At 71.6% G+C, this 26,024-nt stretch carries 27 protein-coding genes; 20 read left to right on the plus strand and 7 right to left on the minus strand.

Annotated elements, in window-relative coordinates:
- Positions 1–29: 29 nt before the first annotated feature.
- From ACIHEI_RS27870 to ACIHEI_RS27880, 3 genes are all read left to right on the plus strand, one after another.
- Entirely contained in the window at positions 30–881 is an 852-nt protein-coding gene (locus ACIHEI_RS27870) for an amidohydrolase family protein (protein WP_396608541.1), read from the plus strand.
- Positions 882–1,505: 624 nt separating this feature from the next.
- Positions 1,506–2,600, plus strand: a complete 1,095-nt coding sequence (locus ACIHEI_RS27875; protein WP_396608542.1) for a tyrosine-type recombinase/integrase — start codon at positions 1,506–1,508, stop codon at positions 2,598–2,600.
- A gap of 576 nt (positions 2,601–3,176) precedes the next feature.
- Positions 3,177–4,100 (plus strand): DUF5655 domain-containing protein, encoded by a 924-nt coding sequence (locus tag ACIHEI_RS27880; protein ID WP_396608543.1) that lies wholly within the window; start codon positions 3,177–3,179, stop codon positions 4,098–4,100.
- Positions 4,101–4,254: 154 nt separating this feature from the next.
- Here the strand turns inward: ACIHEI_RS27880 and ACIHEI_RS27885 are convergent, their stop codons facing one another.
- The 7 genes from ACIHEI_RS27885 to ACIHEI_RS27915 form a co-directional block, all read right to left on the minus strand.
- A complete protein-coding gene (locus ACIHEI_RS27885) occupies positions 4,255–5,286 on the minus strand; it encodes a hypothetical protein (RefSeq protein WP_396608544.1) in 1,032 nt (343 codons plus the stop codon).
- Complete coding sequence (locus tag ACIHEI_RS27890) at positions 5,283–7,427, minus strand: DUF317 domain-containing protein (RefSeq protein ID WP_396608545.1); 2,145 nt, start codon at positions 7,425–7,427, stop codon at positions 5,283–5,285. Before ACIHEI_RS27890 ends, ACIHEI_RS27885 begins: the two co-directional genes overlap by 4 nt.
- Before the next feature lie 60 nt (positions 7,428–7,487).
- Complete coding sequence (locus ACIHEI_RS27895) at positions 7,488–8,222, minus strand: hypothetical protein (protein WP_396608546.1); 735 nt, start codon at positions 8,220–8,222, stop codon at positions 7,488–7,490.
- Between the two features lie 153 nt (positions 8,223–8,375).
- Entirely contained in the window at positions 8,376–8,681 is a 306-nt protein-coding gene (locus ACIHEI_RS27900; protein WP_396608547.1) for a DUF317 domain-containing protein, read from the minus strand.
- Positions 8,588–9,244: a DUF317 domain-containing protein gene (locus ACIHEI_RS27905; protein ID WP_396608548.1), complete on the minus strand. Its 657-nt coding sequence runs from the start codon at positions 9,242–9,244 to the stop codon at positions 8,588–8,590. Before ACIHEI_RS27905 ends, ACIHEI_RS27900 begins: the two co-directional genes overlap by 94 nt.
- A 154-nt stretch (positions 9,245–9,398) precedes the next feature.
- Positions 9,399–10,055: a DUF317 domain-containing protein gene (locus tag ACIHEI_RS27910; RefSeq protein WP_396608549.1), complete on the minus strand. Its 657-nt coding sequence runs from the start codon at positions 10,053–10,055 to the stop codon at positions 9,399–9,401.
- 225 nt (positions 10,056–10,280) lie between these two features.
- Entirely contained in the window at positions 10,281–11,039 is a 759-nt protein-coding gene (locus tag ACIHEI_RS27915) for a DNA-methyltransferase (RefSeq protein ID WP_396608649.1), read from the minus strand.
- 675 nt (positions 11,040–11,714) lie between these two features.
- Here ACIHEI_RS27915 and ACIHEI_RS27920 point away from each other — a divergent pair.
- From ACIHEI_RS27920 to ACIHEI_RS28000, 17 genes are all read left to right on the plus strand, one after another.
- Positions 11,715–12,854, plus strand: coding sequence for a C40 family peptidase (locus ACIHEI_RS27920; protein ID WP_396608550.1), 1,140 nt, complete (start codon positions 11,715–11,717; stop codon positions 12,852–12,854).
- A gap of 340 nt (positions 12,855–13,194) precedes the next feature.
- Positions 13,195–13,518: a DUF6112 family protein gene (locus ACIHEI_RS27925; protein WP_396608551.1), complete on the plus strand. Its 324-nt coding sequence runs from the start codon at positions 13,195–13,197 to the stop codon at positions 13,516–13,518.
- Positions 13,518–14,222, plus strand: coding sequence for a hypothetical protein (locus ACIHEI_RS27930; RefSeq protein WP_396608552.1), 705 nt, complete (start codon positions 13,518–13,520; stop codon positions 14,220–14,222). The genes ACIHEI_RS27925 and ACIHEI_RS27930 overlap by 1 nt, the downstream gene beginning before the upstream one ends.
- A gap of 32 nt (positions 14,223–14,254) precedes the next feature.
- On the plus strand, positions 14,255–15,676 hold the full coding sequence (locus ACIHEI_RS27935; RefSeq protein ID WP_396608650.1) for an ATP-binding protein: 1,422 nt from the start codon (positions 14,255–14,257) through the stop codon (positions 15,674–15,676).
- Positions 15,677–15,761: 85 nt separating this feature from the next.
- Complete coding sequence (locus ACIHEI_RS27940; protein WP_396608553.1) at positions 15,762–17,192, plus strand: SCO6880 family protein; 1,431 nt, start codon at positions 15,762–15,764, stop codon at positions 17,190–17,192.
- A gap of 11 nt (positions 17,193–17,203) precedes the next feature.
- Positions 17,204–17,647 (plus strand): DUF6238 family protein, encoded by a 444-nt coding sequence (locus ACIHEI_RS27945; RefSeq protein WP_396608554.1) that lies wholly within the window; start codon positions 17,204–17,206, stop codon positions 17,645–17,647.
- The gene (locus tag ACIHEI_RS27950) at positions 17,644–19,167 is read left to right on the plus strand and encodes an ATP-binding protein (RefSeq protein ID WP_396608651.1); all 1,524 of its coding nucleotides are present in this window, start codon (positions 17,644–17,646) and stop codon (positions 19,165–19,167) included. The genes ACIHEI_RS27945 and ACIHEI_RS27950 overlap by 4 nt, the downstream gene beginning before the upstream one ends.
- Positions 19,164–19,841 (plus strand): hypothetical protein, encoded by a 678-nt coding sequence (locus ACIHEI_RS27955; protein WP_396608555.1) that lies wholly within the window; start codon positions 19,164–19,166, stop codon positions 19,839–19,841. The genes ACIHEI_RS27950 and ACIHEI_RS27955 overlap by 4 nt, the downstream gene beginning before the upstream one ends.
- 41 nt (positions 19,842–19,882) lie before the next feature.
- Entirely contained in the window at positions 19,883–20,293 is a 411-nt protein-coding gene (locus tag ACIHEI_RS27960; RefSeq protein WP_396608556.1) for a hypothetical protein, read from the plus strand.
- The gene (locus ACIHEI_RS27965; RefSeq protein WP_396608557.1) at positions 20,290–21,045 is read left to right on the plus strand and encodes a hypothetical protein; all 756 of its coding nucleotides are present in this window, start codon (positions 20,290–20,292) and stop codon (positions 21,043–21,045) included. The genes ACIHEI_RS27960 and ACIHEI_RS27965 overlap by 4 nt, the downstream gene beginning before the upstream one ends.
- A 24-nt stretch (positions 21,046–21,069) precedes the next feature.
- Positions 21,070–21,447 carry a hypothetical protein gene (locus ACIHEI_RS27970; protein WP_396608558.1) on the plus strand — a complete coding sequence of 126 codons (378 nt, stop codon included), beginning with the start codon at positions 21,070–21,072 and terminating at the stop codon, positions 21,445–21,447.
- A 211-nt stretch (positions 21,448–21,658) separates the two neighbouring features.
- Positions 21,659–22,654, plus strand: coding sequence for a hypothetical protein (locus ACIHEI_RS27975; RefSeq protein WP_396608559.1), 996 nt, complete (start codon positions 21,659–21,661; stop codon positions 22,652–22,654).
- Positions 22,655–22,665: 11 nt separating this feature from the next.
- On the plus strand, positions 22,666–23,157 hold the full coding sequence (locus ACIHEI_RS27980) for a hypothetical protein (RefSeq protein WP_396608560.1): 492 nt from the start codon (positions 22,666–22,668) through the stop codon (positions 23,155–23,157).
- 5 nt (positions 23,158–23,162) lie between these two features.
- On the plus strand, positions 23,163–23,867 hold the full coding sequence (locus ACIHEI_RS27985) for a hypothetical protein (protein WP_396608561.1): 705 nt from the start codon (positions 23,163–23,165) through the stop codon (positions 23,865–23,867).
- A 161-nt stretch (positions 23,868–24,028) separates the two neighbouring features.
- Positions 24,029–25,231, plus strand: coding sequence for an IS110 family transposase (locus ACIHEI_RS27990; RefSeq protein WP_396608562.1), 1,203 nt, complete (start codon positions 24,029–24,031; stop codon positions 25,229–25,231).
- Between the two features lie 44 nt (positions 25,232–25,275).
- Positions 25,276–25,554, plus strand: coding sequence for a hypothetical protein (locus tag ACIHEI_RS27995; protein ID WP_396608563.1), 279 nt, complete (start codon positions 25,276–25,278; stop codon positions 25,552–25,554).
- 80 nt (positions 25,555–25,634) lie between these two features.
- Positions 25,635–26,021 carry a hypothetical protein gene (locus tag ACIHEI_RS28000; RefSeq protein WP_396608564.1) on the plus strand — a complete coding sequence of 129 codons (387 nt, stop codon included), beginning with the start codon at positions 25,635–25,637 and terminating at the stop codon, positions 26,019–26,021.
- Positions 26,022–26,024 lie beyond the last annotated feature (3 nt).

Here is a 26,024-nt window from a genome sequence, read left to right on the forward strand (position 1 = left end):
CCTCGCAGCCATCGCACCGGAGACCCGCCATGACCGCCGCTCGCCGCATCGACGCGCACCACCACCTCTGGGACCTGTCCGTTCGCGCACAGGACTGGCTCGACGCACCCGAACTCACGCCGCTGCGCCGCGACTTCACCATCGACGAGCTCCGCCCGCAGGCCGCCGCCGCGGGCATCGGGGCCACCGTGGCCGTCCAGACCGTCTGCTTGGCCGAGGAGACCCCCGAGCTCCTCGCGCTCGCCGACACCGACCCTCTGGTGGCCGGCGTCGTCGGCTGGACCGACCTGACCGCTCCCGACGTCGCCGACCGCCTCGCCGCTCTCCGCGAACTGCCCGGCGGCCGCCGTCTGGTCGGCATCCGGCACCAGGTGCAGAACGAGCCCGACCCCCGCTGGTTGCTCCGGCCCGAGGTCCAGCGCGGCCTGCACGCCGTCGGCGCGGCCGGACTCGCCTACGACCTGATCGTGCGCCCGCACCAGCTCCCGGCCTCCGTCGCCGCGGCAGCGGCCGTCCCCGGCCTCACCTTCGTGCTCGACCACCTCGGCAAGCCCCCGATCGCCGCCCGGCGGATCGACCGCTGGCAGCGGGACGTCCGCCTGCTGGCCGCCCTCCCCAACACCACGGCCAAGATCTCCGGCCTGACCACCGAGGCCGACTGGCGCACCTGGCACGCCGACGACCTCCGCCCCTGCGTCGAGACCGCCCTGGAGGCGTTCGGCCCCGACCGCCTGATGTTCGGCTCCGACTGGCCGGTGTCCACCCTCGCCGGAGACTACCGACGCACCGCCGACGCCGTCACCGGCCTGCTCTCCGCTCTCGCCGGGCACGAACGGGACGCCGTCCTCGGGGCCACCGCGGCGCGCGTCTACGGCATCTGACGATCCGCTCCATTCACCCCTGAACGCACACGTCGAGAAGGTCCCTGGCGAGGCACTCCGCACGTCATGACCGCCGGTTCGACGCTGCCCGCCGGGTAGGCGGACCAGCCGCCGCCGACGGCCTGGTGGGCAGCATCCACTGGGCGACCCGGTTCAGCAGTACGGGGTCGGCCGTGCACTCGGCGACGGCGCAGGCCCGCGATAGGAGTGTCTCCCAGCTGCGATTGGTCAAGGGGGAACCACAGGTCAGACCCCGTTATCCCACCTTGGTGGTCGCACGGTGGTCGCACGGTGGTCGCACGGTGGTCGCAGCACGGGAGCACCCTGGGAGGCGGACGACCTTCGCGCACCCGGCCCTTTCGAGGCGATCACCATGCGCACCCCCACCCCCACCCCCGCCCCCGACCGCGGCCGTGTCTACCGGCGCTGCGGCTGCCGCGACGCCCACCGTCGCCAGCGTGGCACCTCCTGCCCGCGCCTGGCCACCGATGCGAACCACGGGAGTTGGGCGTTCGCCGTCGACGCCCCCTCCCTCGACGGCCGCCGCCACACCGCCCGCCGCTCAGGCTTCCCGACGAGGCCGAAGCGCGCACCGCACTGCGGCAGTTCAACCAGTCCCTCGCCGTGGGATTCATCACCGACCCGCGGCAGAAGACCGCCGACTACCTGCACCAGTGGCTCGACGAGAAGGCCCTGTACCTCAAGCCCACCACCATGGCCCGCTACCGCGACTACGTCGAGAACGACCTCGCCCCCACCCTCTGCGACATCCCCCTCGACGACCTCAACCGGCAGCACCTGCGCGCCTACGTCACCCGCGAACTCCACGCCGGCCGCGGTCGCGTGACCGTCCACCGGATCATGGCGACCCTCTCCAGCGCCCTTTCGAGCGCCGTCAACAGCGACCGCCTGTCCCGCAACGCCGCCAAACCCCCACTGCTGCCCCGCCCCGCCTCCGCACCCCGACACCTATGGACCGAAGCCCAGACCGTCCACTTCCTGCGCTTCACCCGCGCCGTCGACCCCTTCTACGCCGACCTCGCCGAACTCGTGATCGACACCGGCCTGCACAAAGGCGAAGCACTCGCCCTCCACTGGGACGACGTCCACCAGGCCGAGAGCGTCCTGTTCGTCCGCCACACGCTCTCCGTCGTCGACAACCCAGCTCGTCCTCACCACGCCGAAGACCCCGCACAGCAGGACCTGGGTCGCCCTCTCCCCCCGCGCGGCCACCGCCCTCGACAACCGCGCCTGCACCGGCGCCTTGGCGACCCCACCGGATACGTCTTCCACCGCCACGACCGCCCCCTGCACCCCAAGAGCGTCCTCGACCGCTTCCACCTGCTCTGCGCCAAAGCCGGCGTCCCCCGCATCGCACTCCACGACCTACGCCACCTCGCTATGAGCTTCGGCCTCGCCGCAGGCGTCCCGCTGCCGATCATGTCCAAGACCCTGCGCCACCGGACCCTGTCCACCAGCGCCAACATCTACGCCGAACTCACCCCCCGCGCCGCCCGCGCGGGCGTCGACGGCATCGCCTGGATTCTCGACACCGCCGACCGCGAACTACTCGGCACCCCCGTCTGCCGCGCCCGCCGTCCCGCACGCCAGCACCCGCGCCCCCACCGGCCACGCCCCGCCAACCGCACCCCGCGAACAGACGACCCCACCGAGGACTGGCCGATGTGGCCGGGCGACCACCATGCGACCACCAGCTGACACGGCAACAGAAAGAGCCGGCACTCGGTTTCCCAAGTACCGGCTCTCACAACCGACTTCACAGTCGGGACGACAGGATTTGAACCTGCGACCCCTTGACCCCCAGTCAAGTGCGTTCGCTAGCCTGCCGATTGACCTCCTGCTCGACGGGTCCCGAGCAGGGGGTCAACTTGCTTGCCGGACAACAGAGTTGGCCCGGGAGAGGCAATCGGAAGGCTTCCGCGAGCTGACGGAGGCCCAGCTGTGACAATGGCCAGAGATGTCCAACTCCGTCCACATGCGTCCTTCAGGGTCCAGCGTTCCTGGTCCCAAAATGGTCCCAAGGCCCATCGTAGCTCAGCGCAACCTGCAAACGGGCAGTCTCCGCCCCGACTTCCGGTAACGGACATCGCCCGGCGAGACCGTCACACAGGGTAAACATTCCGGTGAGCGCATCCCTGCCCATCCCTCGGCCAGGACTATTCCCGCTGCCACCAAGTGCGACAAATCCAACAATCCCTAGACTGTCCCATTTACTGCGTGTACGTTGTCTCGCCCATCGCCGGAAGGACCGGCAGGTGGGGTACTGGGGGGTACGTGGCGGGTCTGCAGGTGTTCCGCGTGTCTGATGGGGATGTTCGTCGTGTCAAGGCCGACACAGTGGAGCTGGAGCGTCACCTCCAGGCTCTCGTCGAGGCGAACATGGAGGAGATGCTGGGCGGCGTCCGCTTCCTGGCGAGCGAGTACTCCACCGGCCCGGTGCACCGGGGCCGGATCGACAGCCTCGGTCTGGACGAGGACGGCAGCCCGGTGCTGATCGAGTACAAGCGCCAGCGCAGCGAGTCGGTCCTCGCGCAGGGGCTGTTCTACCTGTCGTGGTTGGTGGAGAACCGCGCCGAGTTCGAGGCGCTCGTCGAGCAGCGGCTCGGCACTGAGGCTGCGGAGCAGGTGGACTGGAGCCGCCCGCGGGTGGTGTGCATCGCAGCGGGCTTCACGCGGTACGACCTGGCGGCGGCCGGAATGTCTCACCACCGGATCGACATGGTGGTCTACCGTCGCTACGGGGACGACCTGGTGACGCTGGAGCTGGCGGCGTCGGTCGCCGGCGGGTGCGGTGCCCTTCCAGGACGTCGGTCGGAGCTTACGCGGCCGGTCTCGGCCAACCGCCGGACGGTGACCGACATGCTCGCGCAGTCCAGCAGCGAGATCCGCGGGCTGTACGAGGATCTTGACTCGCGTCTGCTCGACCTGGGCGAGGGGCACTCGGTGCCACTGCAGCACTACGTCGCCTACCGCCGTCGGCGGAACTTCGCCTGCGTCCGGGTTCTGACGCGCGAGCAGGCTCTGGTCGTCTTCCTGCGCGTCGACCCGACGACGGTCCAGCTGGTCCCAGGCTGGACCCGCGACGTCCGGAGAATCGGGCACCTCGGGACGGGCGAGCTGGAGGTCCGGATCGGATCGGTGGAGGATCTCGATCGGTCGATGGCGCTGCTGCGAACGAGCTACGCCGCTGCGGCGTAGCTCGTCAAATGCCGATGGGCAGTACCCCCTTCCGGGGTACTGCCCATCGCCATTTGACCGGCCCGCTCGTCGGCGGCAGCACGCCTATAGGGGTAGATGTCGAAGCGACGGCCCGACAAAGTGGTGGCGGCCCGGTTCATCAGGTTCTTGCGGATCAGCGACTGAGGCGAGCCGGTGCGGCTTGTGTGGTCTGGTGAGCTACGGGGATTTTGGTGACCGGGCCTTGGTGCGTCGGTGTTGCCCGAGCGGCGCTCGCGCGCGACGACTTTTCCAGCACGGAAGCGGCCGCGGGCGATGCGACCTGGGCGCGTGATTCCTCAGCGATCTCGGCGAACCGGCGCCATGCGTAGTCGGTTCGGTCGGCGGCCCAGCTCGATGCTCGGGCAGCCAGGGCAGGGGCCAGTGCGGCGACTTCGTCGGCTGGGACAGCGCCCCAGGCCAGCAGCGACCCGTCGCTGGACCACAGGTCGAGGTACCACTCGCCGCCGAGGGGGAATGCCTTCACATGGGCCTGGTCGGACTCTGGCTGGTAGTGCCACAGGGTGCGGTGGAGCGGCTTCCACCCGGGGCCGACGAACTCTGGGGCGGCGGCTTTCTCGTGGGGACGCTCGCCGCGGTCAGCGACGGAGAACAGGTCGCGCAGCGATCCGTCGTTGAGCGCGGCCTTGACCAGGCCAAGCACCTCGTTGGCGTCCAGTCCCTGCCGGTCGTCGAGGACGCTGACGACGTTGCGTAGGGTGCGCAGGGGGCGCCGGGCGTCACCAGGGTCGACCCACTCCTCGAGTGGGTCTTGGTCCGCGAGACCGGCCTTGACCCTGACGGCCGCCGACCGCAGGTCTTCCAGCTGCCGAACGCCGGGACGGTCAGGCAACTGCGATATCCGGTAGGCGAGTTCCGCGTACGGGCGCATGTGCTGGCCGACGAGGTGCTGGGCGTAGCGGTCGGCGCCGTCGCGGAAGCCGGCGACCGCGGCGGTGCGGACGGCCGCGTCGTGCCCGCGAAGTGAGGTGAGCACGGTCATGTAGCGGTCGCGGGTGTCGATCTGTTCGCGCAGGACGCGCTCGTACGCTTCGTTCAGCAGGTCCAGGTCGGACAGCGTCGCGGTCTGGTGGTCGTCGTAGCGCTGGGCGGTGGCGCGCAGTTCGGCGACGCGGTCGGCGGCGGGCTTTCCCCAGGTGCCGGTCATGGCGTCCGCCGGCGGGGTGCGGGCAGCGGTGTGCGGGGCGGGTCGGCGGGATGAGGTCCGGGGGTCGTTGCCTTGCCGTCGAGGGGGCGTCGGCGGGCGGCGGCTGCGCGGTCGGCCGGCGGCGCTGCGGTTCGCCACTCCAGAGGGACCGTGTCCAGGTGCAGCCTGTGCTCGGGTGGTATCTGCCGGGCGAGCCGGGCCACCGGTTCGGTGCTGGTGAGGGCGGCGGCGACCGCGGTAAGCAGCGGACGGGGCACCCGGTCGGCCATCTCGATGTACCAGCCCTGGCCGCCGGGCTGGAGGTCGCCGCCGCAGACCATCCAGTGGGGATTGGCGCCATCGGCGATCGCGGAGGCGCTGATGGTGCGGCTGACCGAGGCCGTCTCGCCTCCGGGTGCGGTCCAGATGATGTGGCCGGGCACGTTGTCCATGAACCAGTCGGCTTCGGCCAAGGGCTCCAGGCCGCCGGACAGTGCGGGGTAGCGGAGGTCAGCCGGTGTGGTGGCCTGGGCGTCGGCGAGCGCCTCGTGCACTGCCGCTGTGATCTCGGCGGGGGTCCGGTCGTCGGCGGTGAAGTGCCACATCGGGTCGCCGGTCGATGGGTCGGTGTAGACCGTGCTCCAGCTCACGCCGCCCGCCGCGTAGGTGGCGGTCGTGCGAATCCGGCCGCAGGGGCTGAGGTAGATGTCACCGAGCGGGGCGTCGACGAAGTTCCAGCCGGCGGCCAGCAGGGGGGTCGCGGGGGTGCTCGCTGCGGTGTGGCCGGGCCCGGCCAGGTAGGCAGGTGCGGCGGCGACCAGCGGTGCGGGGCGGGGCATGCCCGGTGCGAACAGGCCGCCGGCGGTCTCGCTGACCGCGGCGAACCGGCGGTAGATCTCATCGTGTGCGGGCTTCCCGAGGTGTTGCGGCAGGTCGTCCCAGTACACGTCCTGGCCGTCCGGCGTGCTCCGGCTGGGAATCGGCTGATCGTAGAAGCCCTCGGACACGCCCATGGGCTCGGTGCAGGCGATCGCGTGGGCGGTGATCGCTCCCGCCGCCGCGTACAGGTCGTCGTTGGTGAACGTGAGGCTGTCCAGCGGCGTGTTCGGGATGCGGCCGCGGGTGGTGCGCTGCCATGCCGGGCGGGAGACGGCGCCGTCCGGGGCGAACAGGCTGCGGCTGTGCCGGGTGGCGTCCGTGTCGCTCAGGCCGAGCAGGCGATGGCTGTACCGGGCGGAGTCCATGACGAGGTCGAGGGTGAGCATCGCGGCCAGCCGCTGCTGTTCTGCGGGGAGTTGGCCCCAGGTGGTGTGCGGGCCGGGGCCTGTCTGCGTGCTCGGCAGTGCCCGGTCGGCCAGGTGGGCCATGACGTCCTCGACGCTCAGTACTCCGTCCGCGGCGGCCAGCAGGGTCGACAGCGTCTGCGCGGTGGCGAGGGTGAGGTCCTTGTCGGTGTAGGCCGGCGGGATCGGGACGAGGCCGTCCTCGGTCAGGGTGTAGCCGGCGTGGGCGAGCAGGTGTTCGTCCATCCACTCCCCGTCGCGCCGCAGCGGTGCCGGGTCGGTGAGCGAGCGGACGAACGCGTCAGTGACCAGTGCGGGGGTGTCGGCGGTGAACAGGGCCTGCCAGTACGGCTCGCCGGCGTCTTCAGGGCCTGCCTCAATGGCCAGCGCGCAGTGGCCCATGAGGTCTAGGGGATCGGCGTCCCGGCGCAGCACGGCGCGGGCGAGGCCGTCGGGCGACTCGGCGCGCCGAACTCCCCCGAGACCGCCCATGTGGCGCCAGCCTGCGGCGACGAGCGCGTCCATGGCGGCATCCCCGTTGAACTGGCCGTTCTTCAGGGCCGGGTGCTTCTCGCCGGTCCAGTCCGTCGTGGGCATGGGAACGATGAGGGAGTCGATCGCGGCGGTGACGAACTCCTCGGGGATGTCCTTGGAGAACGCGGCCATCCACTGGGGCTTGCCGAGGGGTTCGCGGGCGGCACTGATGCGCCACCAGGCGCCGGGGTCGAGCTGGCCCGAGGCGATGCGGATGCGGTGGTCCGGGCTGCTGACGAAGGTCTGGTCGAGTTCCCGGTTGTAGTTCCGCGGCCAGTGGAAGACGAGGGCGTGGCGTGCGAGGGGGGCCGTCCGGGAGCCGGCTCCGGCGAGGTAGCGCGGCACGATGTCGAGGGGTGTGTTCGGGGTGGGCTCGGTGGTGATCGGAAGGGTTCCCTTCGAGGGTCAGCGTTCGCGCGGTCGGCGCGGCTTGGCGTCGGGCTTGGGAGCGGGCTGGTCCGCAGTGCCGGCGGCGGCCTCGCTCTGGGTGCGGGTGCGGCGGTCGAGGCGAGCGGCGTCGGCGCGAGTTGCACCGGTTGGACCGGGCTGCGGCAGAGGGGCGTCGGGATGGCGCGTCCAGTCGTAGGCGCTCTCCACGCTGGCGAAGTGCCCGTGGCGGAGGGTGAACGTGTCGCTGTCCTTCTCCCGCTGGCCGACGAAGACGGCCACCGGGCGAGCCGGGTCGGGGGCCTCGGCGTCGATCGCGATCACCCACGTGGTGTACAGCGGGCCGGCCGTGGATGCCGAGTCGTGGACGTCGAAGCGGGTTCCGGAGTGGCGCAGCATGGCCTCGGCCGCCTCGGTCTCAGTGTCGGCGGGCTCGAGTTCGCTGGAGCGCACACGTTCTCGCAGCCGATCGGGGTTGGCTCCGCGGGTGAGGAGCCATGCCTCGGCCAGAACGGGCATCGCCGCGTCGCGCACGGTGGCTCGCACCAATCCCGCGTTCTGGTCCAGCTCCAGGTGCACTCCGAGGTAGGACGGCTTGTGCTGCTGTGCCATCTGCTCGTCGTGTGCGAGGTAGAAGTGGTCCGACCGGCCTGTGCGGTGGTCGGGCTGGTCGTACCTGGCCAGGGTGATGCAGGGGTCCTCCCAGTCGGCCAGTCGGGCGAGGACTCGCGCGGTGTTCTCGTCGGCCGGCATCAGTTCGTCGAGGTCCAGGTCGGAGACGATGTCGGTGAACGGGGCGTAGTACAGCGGGTTCTCCAGGTCGAGGTGGTGGTGTCCGCCCCAGGGCTGGGGGCCGTGGGGCGCAGGGGGGAGCCCGGGCCGGGTTGAGCCGGATCGCGGACAGGTTCAGCGCTTCTTCGCGGCAGCCGCGGTGTCGCGCTGAACGGCGGCCGGGGCCGAGACGATGCTGGCGCTGCCGGGGACGGCGACTGCAGCGGCTGTGCTGGCGGTACGAGCGGCGGCTGCCCGGGTGGAGGGCGCGGTGTTCGGACCGGTGAGGTACCGGAGGACAGCCGGGTCGAGGTCCTCCTGGTAGCGCTCGACCGGTGCCGTGGTGATCAGCGAGCGGGTGGCCGCGGCGACCAAGTGCATCGGGGTGTCGCGGGTGAACTTGGCCTCCCATCGGTCGTCGCCGCCCTCGGACCGCCCCACATGATGATCGGCTCGGAGTAGGGGTCGAACTCCTCGTCCTGCCACGCCTCGGGTCGCTGCTGGACGGACAGCCCGGCCAGCCCGGCGTGTTCGCCGTTCGGCGTTATGTGGGTGTGCGTGCTGGTAACTTCTTTGTCCCAGCCGGCCTGCTCCAGAAGGCGGGCGGCCTCTGTGACGAAGATGGTGCGGCTCTGGGTGAGCTGGTCGGGGAGGTTTTCGAGGGTGCCGGCCAGCGTCTCGAAGAAGGCCGCGACGATCTCCGGCGGGGTGTTCCCGTCGAAGGCGGCGAACCAGGCGGGCTCTTCCATCGGTTCGCGGCTCACCCGGACCTGCCACGGGGACAGGTGGTCGCCCATGAACGCGACGTCCACTCGTCCACAGGGGCTGTGGATGAACGTGTTGCCCGCGTCGAGGTCCTGGTGGATGGGCCAGCCCCGCTTCTTGTAGAGGACTTCGAGGGCTTGGTCCGTGTCGTAGCCCGGCCCGGCGAGATAGCGAGGGGCTACCGGGATCGGCTGGTCGGTCGGCGTGGGGCGCTCCTTCGGGGGGTGTCGGAAGCTCATCGGGACAGTCCGCCGTCGGGGCCGGCGCGGTGCGGTCCGGCTGTTGGAGGCTCGCTGGGTGTGGTGCCGAGTCCGGGGGCCGCGCCGGCTTCGCCCGGGCGGCGTCCGCCTGGTCGTCGGGCTTCGGCGTGAGCTGGCTGACCGTGGGTTCGGTTCACCGGCCCCTCCTCGCCGGGCCGGTCTGGGGGTAGGCGACCGCGGGTCCCGGGACGGCGGCACCGATGACGGGGATCCCGCCGGAGGTCGCGCTGGCGGCCCGACTGCGGCGAGCCTCGATCTGCACGAGGGTGCGGTTGGCTTCCGGGACCTGTCCGAACTCGCGGTCGGCGGGCAGCGGTTCGGCCACCTCCTCCAGGGCCGCGGTGATCAGGGTGGTGGGCGTGTGCCGGGTGAACGTCGCCGTCCACCGGTGCTGCTCGCAGTCACTGCCGCTGGGACCTCCTGACAGCCTGGTGACGGATTCCGCCGGGCCGGGCGCCCACGGGTCGTGTGACGCCAGCGTGATCGCTGCGGTCCCGTCCGCCCGCGTCCACAGGCGCGAGTCTGCGGCCTGCTTCCACGGCACCGCGGCACCTTCCACGGCGTGACGGACGGCGTCCTCGTAGGGGCGAGGGCCCCACACAAGGTCTTCGCCGGCCAGCCGCGACGGGGAGTCGAGCGCGGCGGTCAGCCGGCGGGCGACGGCCATCACGATCTCGACGGGTGTCCGGGGGCAGAACGTTGCCTGCCAGGCGAGTTGGTCTACCGGCGAGTGGTAGGAGGCGATGGTCCAGCGGGGATTCTGGGTGGTCTCGTGGTCGAGTTCGATCACGGCGGTGAGGCGCCTGTGCAGTGCGAGGGTTGTCTCGTCGTGCGGGCGCCACCGGCTCCAGGTGGGGCAGCTCTCGAAGAAGTCGTCGAAGGCGGCCTCCGCGTGCCCGGTCCGGCCAGGTGCCCGGGGGTGACACGGACGGGGGTGTCGGGGTTCATTCGCTCTCCGTGCGAGAGGAGTTGGCCGGGCCGCCGACCTCGGCGGCCCGGCCGATGGCGGTTGCGGTCAGGGGGAGGGCTCCGTGCCGGCCGTGCCCTCGCGGACCTGCCGGGCGGCTTCCGCCAGACGCTTCTCGGCCACGCCGGCGTAGTGGTCGGTGACCTCGATGCCGACGAAGCTCCGGTTCTCCAGCAGCGCGGCCACCCCGCTGGAACCGCTGCCCATGCAGAAGTCCAGTACCGTGCCGCCCGGCTTGGCGATCTTGACCAGCTCGCGCATCACGCTGACCGGCTTCTGGGTGATGTGCACCCGGCCCGCGCCCTTGGGCTGCGACGCGGTGTACAGGCCCGGCAGGTAGACGGGGTTGGCGTCGGCGTCCATCGCGCCCTTGCTCCCCCACAGCACGAACTCGCAGTGCTGGGTGAACCTTCCGCGCTGCGGGCGGGCTGCGGGCTTGTACCAGGCGAGTGCGCCACGCCAGATCCAGCCGCCGGCCTGCAACGCGTCGGCAGTGGCGGCAAGCTGGCGCCAGTCGGTGAAGACCAGGGCAGTGCCGCCGTCGCGAGTGGCGCGGTAGGACTCGGCGAGCAGCTGGGAGAGCCAGTACGTGTAGGAGCGCTGGTCCTTGTTCTCCCCGGGGAAGGACTCCAGCGTGTGCTGCGATCCCGCGGTGGTGTACTTCTCGCGGGCGGTGCGGGCGGTGCGCTCCTTCGCCGTGCGCCCGCCGGAGTTGTAGGGCGGGTCGGTGATGACGCAGTCGACGGACTGCGAGGGGATGTCGGCGAGCCGGAGCAGGGCATCGCCGCGGTGGATCTTGTAGCTCAGGGGGTCTCCTGTGCAACGGGAACAGGGTGTCGTCGCCCCCGGCCACCCGGGTGGTCGGGTGGCAGCGCGAAGCGCGGACCGTGCGGGTCAGGGGCTTTCGCGGGGCGGAAAACGGCACGTTAGGCACTCTCTGGCCGGAAACCTAAAAAGGGCCTTGCTTCCCACCAAGTCATGATCTTTTTAGGTTTCCGGCCGACCGACGCCTAACGTCCTCCACGTCGCACGGCGAACCCGATCCGACGCCGCCAGATCCCTTTTTAGGTTTCCGGCCGCCCGGCTCCTACTGTGTGACACACCGGCAGGACCGGGCCCCTCCGCGCCAGATGACGGCACCTACGGCCAAGGGCCGAAGAGGGTCCGAGCCTGCCGGATCCACCTGGCCCTCGGGCAGGCCACGTCCCTGCTTTTAGGTAAACGGCCGCGCCGGTCCTACGGTCGGAAAACCACGTCCGACGAATTCCGTCATGCCACGGAAAGGGCACCGTCATGCCTTTTCGCAGATTACGAGGGCGGCTTGCTGCCGCTCCCGAACCGTCCCGGCCGCACCTTCACGGCCGGGACGGCGCCCCCGCCCCCGCCTGAAATGGAGACCCCCATCAGCTCCCTGAACCCGTGCCCGCCCCGGCCCTCGACCGGCCTCCCGGCCGCCGTCGAAGGCGGTCGGCCGGCCGTCCGATGAGCTGGCAGAAGGCAGCGTGCGGCTGCGGCGCGTTCATCCTGGGCGTTCCCATCGCGATCGGTTTCCCGGCCGTGGCAATGATGGCGAACGACGCCGCCACCAAGGCGAACTGCAATACCGGCACCCAGCAGGTGGATGCTGCGGCCGTCGCCGCTCAGGTCCAGCAGATCCTGTCCGGCAACGCCGGGCCCACCGCCCCGGTGTCCGGCCTCGACAAGCCGACGACCCAGATCCCGAACGCCAAGGTCATCGTGGCCACCGGCATCGCGATGCAGGTCCCGGCCCGCGGCCAGGTCATCGCCCTCGCAACCGCGTTGCAGGAGTCCGGCCTCCAGAACCTCTCGTACGGCGACCGGGACTCGTTGGGTTTGTTCCAGCAGCGTCCGAGCCAGGGCTGGGGCACCCCGGCCCAGCTGCAGGATCCCGTCTACGCCAGCACCGCCTTCTACAAGGCGCTGCTGAAGGTGAACGGGTGGCAGCAGCTGCCACTCACCGAGGCGGCGCAGGCCGTCCAGAGGTCCGGCTTCCCGGACGCCTACGCCAAGTGGGAGCCCTTGGCCGGCGCACTCCAGCAGGCCATCTCCCAGGCCCTGGGCGGCAGTTCCGCCACCCCGGCGCCGTCGCCCTCGCCCGGCTCTTCGTCCCCCTCCCCGGCCGGGTGCGGAACGGACGGCTCGGGCATCGACTGGGGGACGATCCCACCGGGCACCCTGCCCGCCGGGTACGTGATCCCGACCGACGCGCCGCCCGCGGTGCAGTCCGCGATCCGGTACGCGCTCGGGCAGTTGGGCACCCCGTACCAGTGGGGTGGCACGTGCACCGCGCCGCACGGCCCCGACCCGATGGGTCGCTGCGACTGCTCCAGCCTGATGCAGCAGAGCTACAAGGCCAGCGGCATCACACTGACCCGCACGACGTACACACAGGTCACCGAGGGCACCGCCGTCTCGGCCGACGCCCTCAAACCGGGCGACCTGCTGTTCACCGAACCCGGGCCCGAGGGCCCCGGACACGTCGGCATGTACATCGGGCAGGGCCTGATCGTGCACGCGCCGCACACCGGAGACGTGGTCAAGATCTCGACCCTGAACTCCTGGCGCTCCGGCATCGTCGCCGCCCGCCGCATCGTCCCCTGACACCAATGTAGGTTCCGGTTAGACCTGTCAGTTTCCGGTCGTTTTGTCATCGACCGGACGCCACTGGCGGGAAGCCGCAGGTCAGCCATCCGAGCGATCTGCCATCCCCGCCGGAGCGGGGCGGATTCCCGAGGAATCTGACAGATCGACCGGACAGACCCGCTGACAACTCATCCGGACACTCGCTCATCGCCGCAGGTCGCGGCCACTCCGGATGACACGTCAGACCGGAACCTACAACCAACTGCGGCCCTTCTCTGCGCACTTCGCGCGCCCTTTTTCCCCTTCTCTCTGCCGCGGCCCGGCCGCGTCCACCCGTCCTCTAGCTCGTGGAGTGTGATTGACCACCTACCTCGCCAACGCCGCCGTCAAGGTCCAGCAGCTGGCGTTCGACCCCGGCATCAAGCCCAGTGAGGGCGGCCTCCCCGGCCTCGACGTGCTCAAGAGCACCGTCGGCTCGATCAACCTCTTCGCGATCATCGCGGTCGTCGGCGCGCTGTGCGTCTCCGGCATCGTGTGGGCGTGGGGCCACCACACCGGCTCCCACGGCAGTGAGCAGAAGGGGAAGCAGGGTGCCCTGGTGGCGGCCGGCTGCGCGCTTCTCCTCGGCGCCGCAAACGGGATCGTGAGCTTCTTCTCCAACGTGGGGACGAGCGTCCACTGATGCCCACGTTGCCCGAGCCGTTCAAGCCCGGCGGCCAGTCCCTCATGGTCCGCCGCGTGCTCTTCGGCCTGATGGCAGTGGTGGCCGTCGCCCTGGTGGCCGGGCTCATCGCCCGGTTCACCGGAGGCGGCCACCCCAGCCAGGCCACCCCCTCCGCCACCAGCACCGCCACCACCGCATCCGCGCCCAGCAGCACGCCGGCCGCCGAGCCGAGCACCGCTCCGACCGGCCCGGCGACCACCCACCCGGTCGCCCCGCCGCCGCACACCCACGACCCGGTCGTCTTCGCGAAGGCGTTTACGCAGGCCCTGTGGACCTATGACACCCGCACCGCATCCCAGTCGCAGCAGCTCGCCGGCCTGCGCGCCTGGCTGACCAGCGAGAGCACGTACGCCGACCCGGCCGCCCTCGCCAGCCAGGTCCCCGACCCCACCCTGTGGGACCGGATGCGCAGCAACGGCCAGTTCGCCACCGGCAGGGTCACCGAGGCGCACCTGCCGGCCGCGTTCAACCAGGCCGTGGCCGCCGACCCCACCAAGCTCACCGTCGCCTACGTGTACGCGGTCACCGTCACCGGCTCGCAGTCCATCACCTGGACCGGCGGCGGTCGGGGCGACGAGCAGCGGGCGATCACCCTCGCGGTGCAGTGCCGCCCGGGCCACGACTGCGCCCTCGCGTCGATCGCGCCGACCGTCTACCCCTGATCCGCCCCCTATAAGAAAGGAGGGGGTGCCCCATCGGCTTCTGCGATATCCCTCTCGTCGGCAGCGTCTGCGACGTCACCCCCGGCGGCATCGCCGACTCGATCACCAGCTCCATCGGCAACTGGATCGCCCGATCCTGCGGCGACCTCGCCCAGAGCGCCGCCGACCTCGCTTCCCGGGCCGTGGACTCCACCACGTCGATCGACCTCGGAGCCTCATGGTTCCGCGAGAACTACGCGATCATCCTGCCGATCGGCTTGATCGCGATCGTCGCCACCTTCTGCCTGCAGCTCGTGCGCGCCGCCTGGAGGCGAGACGGTCAGGCCCTGTCCCAGGCCGTCACCGGGACGATCTCAGGCGTGCTGTTCTCGTTCGTCGCGGTTGCCGGCACCGGCATCGCCTTGAGCGTGGTGGACGCGCTGTCGAACGGGCTGTTCAAGATTGCCAACACTTCCACCTCGGACGCCGTCTCCCGCGTCATCAAGGTCGGCTTGATCGCCGGCACCTCCCAGCTCGGCTGGGCCGTTCCCGCTCTGGTAGCTCTCGGCTGCGTGGTCGGTGCCGTCATGTACTGGGGCACGATGGTGCTGCGCAAGGTCGCCATCCTGGTTCTGGTCACCCTGGCGGTCTTCGCAGGAGCGGGCGGCGGCTGGGAACCGGCGGCCCGCTGGCGGCGCGCCTGGATCGAGGCTACCGCGGCCCTGATCGCCTCAAAGTTGATCATGACCGTCGTCTTCCTCGTAGGTGTCAGCGCCATCGGCAACTCCGACAGCAAGGACGGGCTCGCCGCTCTGTCGGACATCCTCGCGGGCATCGTCGTGATGGTGCTGGTCCTGCTCTGCCCGATGATGACGTACAAGTTCATCCACTGGGCATCCGATGGCAGCGCCGCCGACCTGCACCGCACCACCAATGCCGGCCTGCAGACCGCTGCTGCCGCCGCCAAGCGCGGCGGGCAGATGGCGGCGACCGCCGGCACCGGAGGCGCGGGAGCAGCCGCAACCGCCGCGCCGCAGGGTCCGTCGAAGGTCCCCGGCCAGGGCAGCGCCATCGGCAGCACCCCCTCCCCATCGGGCAGCACCTCGGACGCCCCGTCGCAGAGCAGCTTCGCCTACCCCGGCACCGGAGGCGGCGGTGGCGGCGGTGCCGTCTCCAAGCCTCTGGTCACCCGCCGCGCCTCCGGCCCGCTGATCACCCGCCCCACCGGATCGGGCAGCAGCCCCGCGCAGGGCGCAGCCGCACCCGCTTCGGCCGGCGCGGGCAGCGGTGCAGCGTCGCCGGCAGTAGCAGCCGCCGCTGCACCTGGCAGTCCTGGCGCGCCGGTCCCGATCGTCCGCGGCGTCCGCCCAGCGGCCCAGCGCGCCTCATCGCCCGCGCCCGCCGGTCCGGCGACCTCCGCCGCACCGGTCGCAGGCCCCAGCCCGAGCCCGGCGGCGGGCCCACCGTCCGCCTGATCCCGCCCCGGCCGGGGCGCCGATCCCGCCGCCCCGGCCGGGCCCCCACCAGGAGTCGCCCCTGTCCACCGAGTTCCTCTCCACCGTGCGGTTTCCGACCCGCTCCCGCCGCGGCGTCCTGCTCGGACTGAGTCCCGCCCAGCTGACCGTCGTCGGCCTCGCCGGCGCCCTGCTGCTGGTGACCATGGTCGCCAGCGGCCTGGTCGGCGCCGTCCTCCTCACGCCCGTCTGGGCGCTGGCAGCCGCACTCGTCCTCATCCGCTTCCACAGCCGCTCCGTGGCAGATTGGGCCCCCATCGTCATCCGCTACTACCTGCGCCGCGCCAAGGGACAGCTGATCTGGCTGGCCCGACCCAGCTCCCGCCCCCGCCGTGACGGCCTGCTCCACCTCCCCGGAACCACGGCGAGCCTGCGCGCCGTCACCGCCCCCGGCAGGACTATGGGCGCGGTCCACGACCCGCAACGCGGCACCCTGATCGCCGCTGTGCGTGTCACCTCCCGCGCCTTCGCCCTCCTCGACGCGCCTGCCCAGTCCGCCAACGTGTCCGGATGGGGCCGCGCCCTGGCTGCCCTCGCCCGCACCGGCTACATCAGCGCGGTCCAGGTCATCGAGCGCACCGTGCCGGACTCGGGCGACGCGCTGCAGCGCTACTGGGCCGAACACGGCGACCCGGACGCACCGATCGCCGGACCGGTCTACCAGGAACTCCTCGCCGCCGCCGGACCGACCGCGGCCCCGCACGAGGCGTACATCGCCATCGCCCTCGATCTCAAGGCCGCCCGACGGCTGATCGGCGAGGCCGGCGGCGGACTCACCGGAGCCTTCACCGTTCTCGCCCAGCTCACCCCCGGCTTCGAGCAGTCGCTGCGCAATGCGGGCCTCACCCCGTCCGGCTGGCTCACCAGCCGAGAGTTCGCCGCCGTGATCCGCAGCGCCTACGACCCCAAGTCCCTTGCCGCTATGGACCAGTGGTCCGACACCGGCCGCGCCGAAGCCGACCCCGCCGCCGCCGGACCGGTCGTCCTGGTCGAGGAGAGCGAGCGCATCACCAGCGACACCGCCTGCCACGCCGTCTACTGGATCGAGCAGTGGCCGCGCAGCGAGGTCTCCCACGGCTTCCTCCACAGCCTGGTCTTCTCCGCCGGCGTGCGCCGCACCCTGTCCCTGCACTACAGCCCCGAGGACCTCGACGCTGCACTCAAGGCGGTGCAGCGACGCAAGGCGTCGATCGTCGCCGACGCGGCAGAGCGCGTCCGCAAGGGCCAGGTGGACAGTGAGGCGGACTCCATGGAGTACGCCGACGCCAAGGAGCACGAGCGCGAGCTAATCAGCGGCCACGCGGACGTCGACTTCACCGGCCTCGTGGTCGTCAGCGCGGACACCCCCGAGGACCTGCGCCGTCAGTGCGCCTCCATCGAGACCGCCGCCGCCAGCACCAGCTTGGACCTGCGCCTCCTGAAGTTCGAGCAGGCCGAGGCGTTCTCCCGCGCCGCTCTCCCCCTCGCCCGCCTGTGACGGGAGACCGCGTGCACCATCCTCCCGCCGACAGCCCCCGGCTGCTGCGGTTCGCCACCGCCGCCGTGGACGTCCACCACCACACCAATGCACCGGACCAACTCCCCGCGTCGCGAGCCGAGTTGGATGCTCTCCACGCTCACTGCACCGCACTGTTCCGGCTCGTCGACACCCACACAGCGACCACCCGGCCGCACCAGACCGCCGAGGCCGACCAGCTCCACGCCGCCCGGATCCGCCTCTGGCAGACCGCAGACGCCCTCCACTCCGCCTACCACCACGCCGCCCGCGCCGACGGCCGCGCCCCCACCCGCGAAGCCTGCGCACGGCGACTGCCCGAGGGCGCCCCGGACCTGGTCATCTGCCAACGGCACACCCTGGCCTCCGCCCGAATGCGGCGCATCTCCACCCCCGCCGAGCTGCGCGGGACCCCGCTCTCCGCACTCCGATCCTGACGGGAGAAACGTTCCTGCGCTCCTCAGCCTCACCCCTGTTCACCCCCAGTCGCTCCGACCGGGCCTCCCGACGTCAGGCCCGCCGCGACCTCGCCGCCGCCCGGCGCGCCGCCCGCGACAACTCCCGCCCTACGCGCACCCGCACCCGTCGCGAGGAGAACGAGGAGCTGCGCCCGTTCTACCCGGCCGGCGGGCGCCCCGGCCCCGCATCCCTGCGCGGCGGCAAGCTCAAGCTCCCCGCCCACCGGATGACCACCGCGACTGCCTCGGGCGCTTACCCGTTCCTGGCCGAAGGCGGCCTCGGAAGCTCCGGCGTACTGATCGGCCGCGACGTCCACGCCGAAGCGTCGTTCGTTTTCGACCCGTTCGCGCTCTACGGCAAGGTCGAGAACTTCACGAACCCCAACTGCCTGATCGCGGGTGTCATCGGCCAGGGCAAGTCGGCGTTGGCCAAGTCCATCGCACTGCGCTCCACCGCCTTCGGCTACCGCGTCTACGTGGCGTCCGACCCCAAGGGCGAGTGGACGAGCGTCGCTCAGGCCGTCGGCGGCACGACCATCGCACTCGGCCCCGGCCTGCCCGGCCGTCTCAATCCACTCGACGCGAGCGCCGCGCCGGAGGGTATCGGTGAGGAGGCGTGGGCCGGCGAGGTCCGCAAGCGCCGGCTGTTGCTGCTGGGCAGCCTCGCCCGCACCGTCCTGGGCCGCGACCTGCGGCCGATGGAGTACACCGGTCTCGACGTCGCGCTGGACACCGCTGTTCAGCAGGCCGCTGCCGCTGGCCGGGTTCCGCTTCTCGGCGATGTCGCCACCGTCCTCGGGCAGCCCGCCCTGCTGGACGCGGCCCTCGGAGACCCGTCACGTCGCGTCGGCGAAGCCTCCCAGGATCTGGCCCACGCCTTCCGACGGCTGATCACCGGCGACCTGGCCGGCATGTTCGACGCCCCGTCCACCGCCGTCTTCGACCCCCGCAGCCCGATGCTGACCATCGACCTGTCGCGGCTCGGCTCGACCGGCGACGACACGGCGCTCACCCTGGCCATGACCTGCGCGTCCGCGTGGATGGAGGCCGCGCTCAGCGACCCCAACGGCGGCCGGCGCTGGGTGATCTACGACGAGGCATGGCGCATCATGCGCCACGCCGCGCTGCTGGAGCGGATGCAAAGCCAGTGGAAGCTCTCCCGCGGCCTCGGCATCGCGAACATGCTGATCATCCACCGCCTGTCCGACCTCTTGTCGGCGGGCGACCAGGGCTCCCGCGCCCGCGCGCTGGCCGAGGGCCTGATGACCGACTGCGCGACCCGCGTGATCTACCGGCAGGAGGCGGACCAGCTGGCAGCCACCGCCGGGCTGCTCGGCCTGACCGGCGTGGAGACCGCCGCGATCTCCCAGCTCGGCCGAGGCCGAGGCCTGTGGAAGGTGGCCGGCCGGTCGTTCATCGTCCAGCATCTTCTGCACAGGGCCGAGCTGGAGCTGTTCGACACCGACGCCCGCATGCACGACCCGGGGCATCCGGCGTGAGCCCGCGCGTCGTCACCTCCGGTCACCGCCCTGACCTCGACCTGCTCGTGGCCGCGGCAGCAGACCGCCGCAGTGCCCAACTCCTGGAGCAGGCCGGGTTCGTCCGCGACGACGCGCTCGACCTGCACCGCCCGCGCCGCGACACCCCCCTCTCCGTCGCCGAACGGCAGCTCCGCGAGGCGGTCCGGCTGCTCACCGCCGGCAAGTACGGCGTCACCAGGGTGTACAGCGAAGTCGAGCAACGTGCGCGTGTCGAGAACCGGCCACCGTGGATCGAGGACGGGCCGCTCTGCACGCCTCCGGGCCGCACCGCCTGGTCGCACCTGGTCACTGCTGACATCTGCAACGGACACCTGGTGCTTCTCGCCAGCCACGAATCACCGTCCGGCTCCTATGAGTTGCTCGGCCGCTACACAGCCGGCGGCGAAGGCGCCGTCTTCTACAGCGAGGGTGGCGGCTTCTACGGAGTCAGCCGCCATCCGGGCCTGGACCCGGCGCTCAGGGAGTGGGAGGCGTATGGCTACGCCGCCCAGCTTCCCGGCGTCGGCTCGCGTCGGGCCGCCGCCCTCAGCGCGTCGCCTGCTCGAGCGACGCACACCACAGCCCCGCTGCCCCAGTCCGCGGTGCCAGCGATGCCCCGGCCGACCACCGGACACCCACCGCGCCCCTTCTGACAGAGCCTCACGCTCAACTTCCCGCCTGTGCTTGGAGATCCATGCCGAACACCCTGACCCGCCTGGACGAGCGCCTGTCGGCCACCACCGGCGACTCGCTCTCCGCCCTGTCCGCCAACGAGGCCCGTGCCGACGCCGCCACCGCACGACTCATCGACGCCCACCGTGCCCTTGTCGCGGCCGAGAGCCGCGTCTCCTTCCTGCGCGTCAAGCTGATCAACATCGCCGCAGCGCGCCGCCGGGTGAACGACGCCGTCCTCGACCAGCTCGACGCCCAGCTGGAGGCGTTGGAGACCGCTGCCGACCAGCGCGACCGGCTGGAGGAGGAACTGCTGCTCCTGATCCAGGCCCGCGAGGAGGAGGCCGAGCAGGCGGCCGTGCACGACCGGGCTGCCGTGCGCGCCCCGGTCCGCTCGACCCTTGTGGTCCAGGGCGCGCCCCGGCGCCGATGAGCAGGCCCCATGTGGCCTTCGGTTGGGACTTCGACGCGGGCGAGTTCGCTGTCATCCGAGGTCGCCCCCCGCGCGTCGCCGGAGAGATCCTCTACCAGGCCGGCTTCTGGTACCGCGCCGCCGACGTCGAGCACCACGCCTGGCATCAGCGCCCCAGCGTCGAGGCGCACGACCAGATCCGTCACGCTGCTGACGCCTTGCGGGCCCTGATGAAGGCTGGCGTGCAAGTGGCGAACTGGCATCGGCCGGAACAGGCCCGACTGGAGGTCCTCGCCCACTACGAGTGGCTCCAGTCGTCCCAGCCGTTCCCGGACGCCGACCTGGCCGCCGCGACTGCCCGCAACGTCGCGGAACTGGAACTGCGCACCGGTCTGAAGGACCCGCTCAGCCGCGAGATCGCGGCCGATGTCCAGGACGGTCGGATCGTCGTAGAAGCGATCCAGAGGTTCGACCACGACCACTGGTGGCTCGCCCGCCTCGGCGAACAGCTCGACCGGGACAGGAAATTCGTAATGATCCGCTACAACTCGCGCGATCGGTACCTGTCCGGGACCGACCGGTGGCACCCCTCGTACGGGGATCTGCCGCGCCGGGACTTCCGCGTTCTCTACCAGCGCGATACCACGCGACCGGACCCGGCCAGCCTGCGCGCCGCCGCGGTCCGTGCGCCGCTGGCCCGGATGAGCGCGGCCCCGTCCACCCCGCCGCCGCAGGTACCCCCGGAGCGTCCCGGAGCGTCCCGCCGCCGCTGAAAATCGTCACCACGGAGCCAACTCATGCACCAGGATGCCGAATCCGCCCACCCCTCCCGTGTCACCTTCCGACGGTTCCAGGAAGCCGGCGTCACCGCCACCACGGCCAGTCGAGACCCGGCGGTGCACCAGGCGCTCACGGACGCCGGGTTCGCACTCGGTCTGCCCGCCGCCCCCGAGCGCTACTCGCTCGTAACCCGGGACGCGAACCAGCAGAACCGCGCCACCGACCGGGCCATCGCCGCGCTCGGCCACCTCGGCGTCGAGATCGCCGTCCGCAACACCCCGCCGTACCGCGCGGACGCCGCCCGGAGCGGGGCCCGTCCCACCCGCGTCATCGCCGCGCCCGCAGCCACGGCCGCCACCGGCCACGAGCCGGTCCGGCAGACGGCCCGCCGCTGAACCTCCCCTTCTCCGCCGCCACCAGGAGCAGCGCATCAACCCCCACCACGTCGCCATCACCCGAGATCCGCAGTACGGAGTCGCCGCCTCACTTGGCGCCGACGCCGACCCAGCAGCCCGCCAGATCCTGCTCAACGCAGGGTTCCGACCGCTCGCCGACGGCCGCCTGACCCTCGGCGCCGCCCCCGACCAACAGTCCCTCTTCCTCCACGTGCGGCAGACCGTCGCATTCCTGCGTCACAGCGGCGTCCAGGTCGAGGCCGCAGAGGAGTTCGACTACACCGCCGCCAGCCGACCCTCACTGCCGAGCCCTGCCCAGGCCGCCGCAGGTCCCACCGCGAACGTGCAGGCTTCCCCGTCTCCCCGGACGCCGAGCATCGACGTCACGCTCGGCCGGCACCCCCGGCTGGGCATCGTCGCCCGCAACCTCTCCCACAGCCCGGAGGCCCAGCGTGCCTTCGCCGACGCGGGATTCGTCCGCACCGACCCGGGCTCCGACCTGTATGCCCTCCACGAGCCGGAGTTCGAAGGCGAGCAGCGCGCCACGACCGTCCTGCGCGCCCTTCGCGGACAGGGCCTGCGCGTGGCCGCCGACCTCGCCTTCGAACCGCTCGACGGCCCGTACGTGCCGACCGACCCGTTCGCCACCCGGCTCATCGCTGCCATGGACCGCACCCCACCGTCCCCGGCACCGAGCCCGGCCGCCGAGCACACCAACCCGTTCGCCACCCAGCTCATCGCGCCCGAGGCCCGCATTCCTGCCTCACCCGCCCACGCCGCTGGTCAGTCCGACCCGTTCGGTACGGTCGTCCACACCGGGCCGAGCGCCCAGGACCGCGGTGCCGACGCGCTGTTGCACAACCGCGTGGCGATGAACAACGAGGTTGCCGCGAGCCTTCGCGCCATCGACACCCAGTTGCGCGCCGACCCCGCCGCCGTCAACTTCTCCCGCGTGGAATCCGTGATCGCACAGGCCGACACCGTCCTGGCCGGCAACAGCCGGGATCTCGCAGCCGTCGCAGCCCGGCCCGCTGCCGCCGCCCGGCCGGGCCCCGCCAGCCCCCGAACCCGCGCCGCGCTCGCCACCGGCGGCCGGGTCCGCGCCAGCGCAGCACTCCACGCGCAGAGCGCTGCTTCGGCCGCAGCCGCAGTCCCCGCCATCGACCCGCGTATCCAGTGGGCCGCCGGACACACGAACTCGCGTTAAGGAGAGCCAACTTGGCCGTCAAGAAGATCTGGGCCGTGGAGCACTCCTGCGGCCACAGCGTCGACCACGATCTGTCGGAACGCCCCGCCGACAAGCGCGCCGGCTTCGCCCGCTGGCTGGCGGAACGTTCCTGCAAGGAGTGCTGGCTGGCCGAGCGCCAGTCGGACACCGCCTCCCGCGAAGCCTGGCTGGCCGAACGCCGCGCCGCCGAGCAGCAGGCCGCCACCGAGTGGGCCGAGCAGTTCCGCATGCCCGACCTCGACGGCCCGCCCAAGGCCGTGCCGTGGGGCGAGCGCTGCCGCCACCAGCTGGTCACCGGCGCCTACCGAGTGCTCGTCGAAGAGGGCGCCCTGGACGAGGCCGACTGGCAGGAGATCGAGGACCAGGTGCGCCTGCTCGACAAGGCCACCTGGTGGATCGACCAGCGCGACGCCGCCCCCGCTGACCTGCCCGAACTGGTGGCCGCCGCCCACAATGCCCGCACCACCGAGAACCCTTACTGAGCCCCGTGACCGAGCGCCTCTTCCACTTCTTCGTCGACGGCTCGGAGCACGGCCCCTACCCCGGACTGGTCGACGCCCTCGGGCACCTCGGCCCCTACTGCTCTCCCGCCTTCTCCCGGCACACCGCCGAGCAGATCGTCGTGGACCTGCACAAGGACAACTGCGGGATGACCGCGCGCTGGGACGGCGAGGTACTGACCTTCCACTGGACGCCCGACTACGACGGCGACGGCGGCACCGAGTCCGTCGCCCCGGACGAGCGTGGGCTCTACCGGATCGGCGGTCACTGGCCCTGGGACTACGACGGCCCACTCGACGCCGCCGAACGCCACCAGGCGGCACTCGCCCGCTCGGCCGCCCGGCCGACCGCCGCTCCACCGCTCCACCGCTCCACCGCCAACCACAGAACCCGCCCCGGTCGCGGCGGCCCGGCCCGCCGCGATCGCGCCGGGGAGGTGATCGTGCACCCAGTGATCTCCCGCTACTCCTCGGCCCAGGACCTGATCGCCAGCCTGGCCACGGCGGCAGCCACACGAGGACAGCCGCTGCGGCTACTGGACGCCTGGCGACCGGTCCCCGAACTCTCCGCCCTCGACCAACAGGCGTTCATCGCCGAGCTGACCGCCCACCTCCCCCCCCCCGTTACCTTCTTCGTGGCCCCGCAACGGGGCTCCCGGCCTCCGGCTCGGCATGACTGTTCCCCCCTGTAGTTCGCATGATCCGGGGGGTGGTGTCACCGGGCCGGAGGCACCGGTAGACCGCTGATAGGGGCAGGACCACCAGCTCGCTGGGAGGCTCTTCGTAACGTGGATGCCGGCGACTGGTGCCACGCCAACGAGGCCGGGACAGCACGACCTCGTAAGGGAACAGCGTGATCGACACCGGCGACGTGGACGTCTTCCTCGGCCTGGACGTCGGCAAGGGCGAGCACCACGGAACCGCCCTGACTCGGGCGGGTAAGCGGGTCTTCGACAAGCGGCTGCCGAACAGCGAGCCCAAGATGCGGGCCATGCTCGACAAGCTCACCGCCAAGCACGGCACTGTCCTGGTCGTCGTCGACCAGCCGGCCTCCATCGGCGCCCTGCCCTTGGCGGTCGCCCGGGACGCCGGCTGCCGCGTCGCCTACCTGCCCGGTCTGACGATGCGCCGCATCGCCGACCTCTACCCCGGCGAGGCCAAGACCGACGCACGCGACGCCTTCGTCATCGCGGACGCCGCCCGCACCATGCCGCACACTCTGCGCGGCATCGAGGTCACCGACGAGACCATCGCCGAGCTGGAGATGATCGTCGGCTTCGACGACGACCTGGCCGGCGAGGCGACCCGCATCGCCAACCGCCTGCGCGGATTGCTCACCCAGATCCATCCGCACCTGGAGCGCGTGCTGGGGCCCAGGATCGACCACGCGGCGGTGCTGGCCCTGCTGGAGCGGTTCGGCTCGCCGACCGCCCTGCACGAGGCCGGACGTCGACGCCTGCTCGGCGTCGCCCGGCCCTTGGCCCCGCGCATGTTCGAGCGTCTCGTCGAGGACATCCTGGTTGCGCTCGACGAGCAGACCGTCATCGTCCCGGGCACCGAGGCGGCCGCGCTGATCGTGCCGAGCCTGGCCGGCTCGCTGCGGGCCGTCCTCGATCAGCGCAGACTCCTGGAGAAGCGGATCCAGGAACTGCTGGACGAGCACCCGCTGTCGCAGATCCTGACCTCCATGCCCGGCATCGGGACGCGGACCGGTGCCCGCGTCCTGATCGACGTCGGCGACGCGAGCGCGTTCCCGACCGCCGCCCACCTCGCGTCCTACGCCGGCCTCGCCCCGGCGACCCGCAGTTCCGGATCCTCCATACGCGGCGAGCAACCCTCCCGACGGGGCAACAAGCAGCTGAAACGGGCCTTCTTTCTGGCCGCGTTCGCCTCGCTCGGCGACCCGGCCTCCCGCGCCTACTACGACAAGAAGATCGGCCAGGGCAAGCGCCACACCCAGGCACTCCTCTGCCTGGCCAGACGCCGGACCGACGTCTTGTTCGCCATGCTCCGAGACGGCACCCTCTACGAATCCCGGCCCGCGGCCGCGACGTGATGCTGCCTCTTGTTCACCGGCAGCAGCCGTGATCCGCTCTGCCCATGAGCACCGACAACTCCGAGCACATGAGGACCATCGACCGCTGGCTCGCTGGTGAGGTGGTCAACAACACCGTCGGCATCAAGGTCGTCGGCGGCCCGTTCGACGGCCAGACCAAGATCGTGCTTCTCGGTGAGGACGGGAGGCCGCCCGCCGTCATACGCGCATCAGACGGGCCAGCTGGCCCGAGTCGGCATGCCTACGAGGCGGTCCGCTCCACCGACGTCCGGGCCGGTTGGATCTACGCCTACACCGGTCCGGAGCCAGCCACCGAGAGCTGAGGAACAACCTCGAACCGCTTGACCAAACACATAGGGGCACCCCCCCGCCAGAAAACCCGGCCCAGGCGCTGAGGTCCCGGATGGTGTGGCAGTGCACGCTGCGGACCGACCCCGACCGGGCCCCAGCCCCTGACCACCGGTTCGCCGAAGTCTCCCGGCGGATCCTGGCGGCCACAGGGATCGCCGCACCGGGCGACCCCGCCGGCTGCCGCTGGGTCCTCATCCGCACCGACCCGCACGAGGCCCGTCTCCTGGCCCCGTTGGCGCGCGCCGACCAGAGCCTCGCCGAGACCTCGCGCGACCGAGCCCTCGCCCTGGCGGTGTGCCAGCTGGCCGAGCACGAGGGCCTCAACCCCCGTTGCACGGCTGCCCGTTCGGCCCACGCTCCCCGCGGCGCCGTCGTCGCCGCACCACCGGCCGCCGTTCCGCAGGCTGCTGCAGCCCGTCCCCTCCACCGTTCCTCGTAGGAG

The sequence above is a fragment of the Kitasatospora sp. NPDC051984 genome, from assembly GCF_044593455.1.
In the GTDB taxonomy this organism is placed as follows: Bacteria; Actinomycetota; Actinomycetes; order Streptomycetales; family Streptomycetaceae; genus Kitasatospora.

Excerpts from the sequence above, each read along its gene's own strand:
- ACIHEI_RS27870 (WP_396608541.1), top strand. The coding sequence starts at position 30 with ATGACCGCCGCTCGCCGCATCGACGCGCACCACCACCTCTGGGACCTG.
- ACIHEI_RS27885 (WP_396608544.1), bottom strand. The coding sequence starts at position 5,286 with ATGACCGGCACCTGGGGAAAGCCCGCCGCCGACCGCGTCGCCGAACTG.
- ACIHEI_RS27895 (WP_396608546.1), bottom strand. The coding sequence starts at position 8,222 with ATGCCGGCCGACGAGAACACCGCGCGAGTCCTCGCCCGACTGGCCGAC.
- ACIHEI_RS27905 (WP_396608548.1), bottom strand. The coding sequence starts at position 9,244 with ATGAGCTTCCGACACCCCCCGAAGGAGCGCCCCACGCCGACCGACCAG.
- ACIHEI_RS27920 (WP_396608550.1), top strand. The coding sequence starts at position 11,715 with ATGAGCTGGCAGAAGGCAGCGTGCGGCTGCGGCGCGTTCATCCTGGGC.
- ACIHEI_RS27930 (WP_396608552.1), top strand. The coding sequence starts at position 13,518 with ATGCCCACGTTGCCCGAGCCGTTCAAGCCCGGCGGCCAGTCCCTCATG.
- ACIHEI_RS27960 (WP_396608556.1), top strand. The coding sequence starts at position 19,883 with ATGCCGAACACCCTGACCCGCCTGGACGAGCGCCTGTCGGCCACCACC.
- ACIHEI_RS27965 (WP_396608557.1), top strand. The coding sequence starts at position 20,290 with ATGAGCAGGCCCCATGTGGCCTTCGGTTGGGACTTCGACGCGGGCGAG.
- ACIHEI_RS27970 (WP_396608558.1), top strand. The coding sequence starts at position 21,070 with ATGCACCAGGATGCCGAATCCGCCCACCCCTCCCGTGTCACCTTCCGA.
- ACIHEI_RS27995 (WP_396608563.1), top strand. The coding sequence starts at position 25,276 with ATGAGCACCGACAACTCCGAGCACATGAGGACCATCGACCGCTGGCTC.
- ACIHEI_RS28000 (WP_396608564.1), top strand. The coding sequence starts at position 25,635 with ATGGTGTGGCAGTGCACGCTGCGGACCGACCCCGACCGGGCCCCAGCC.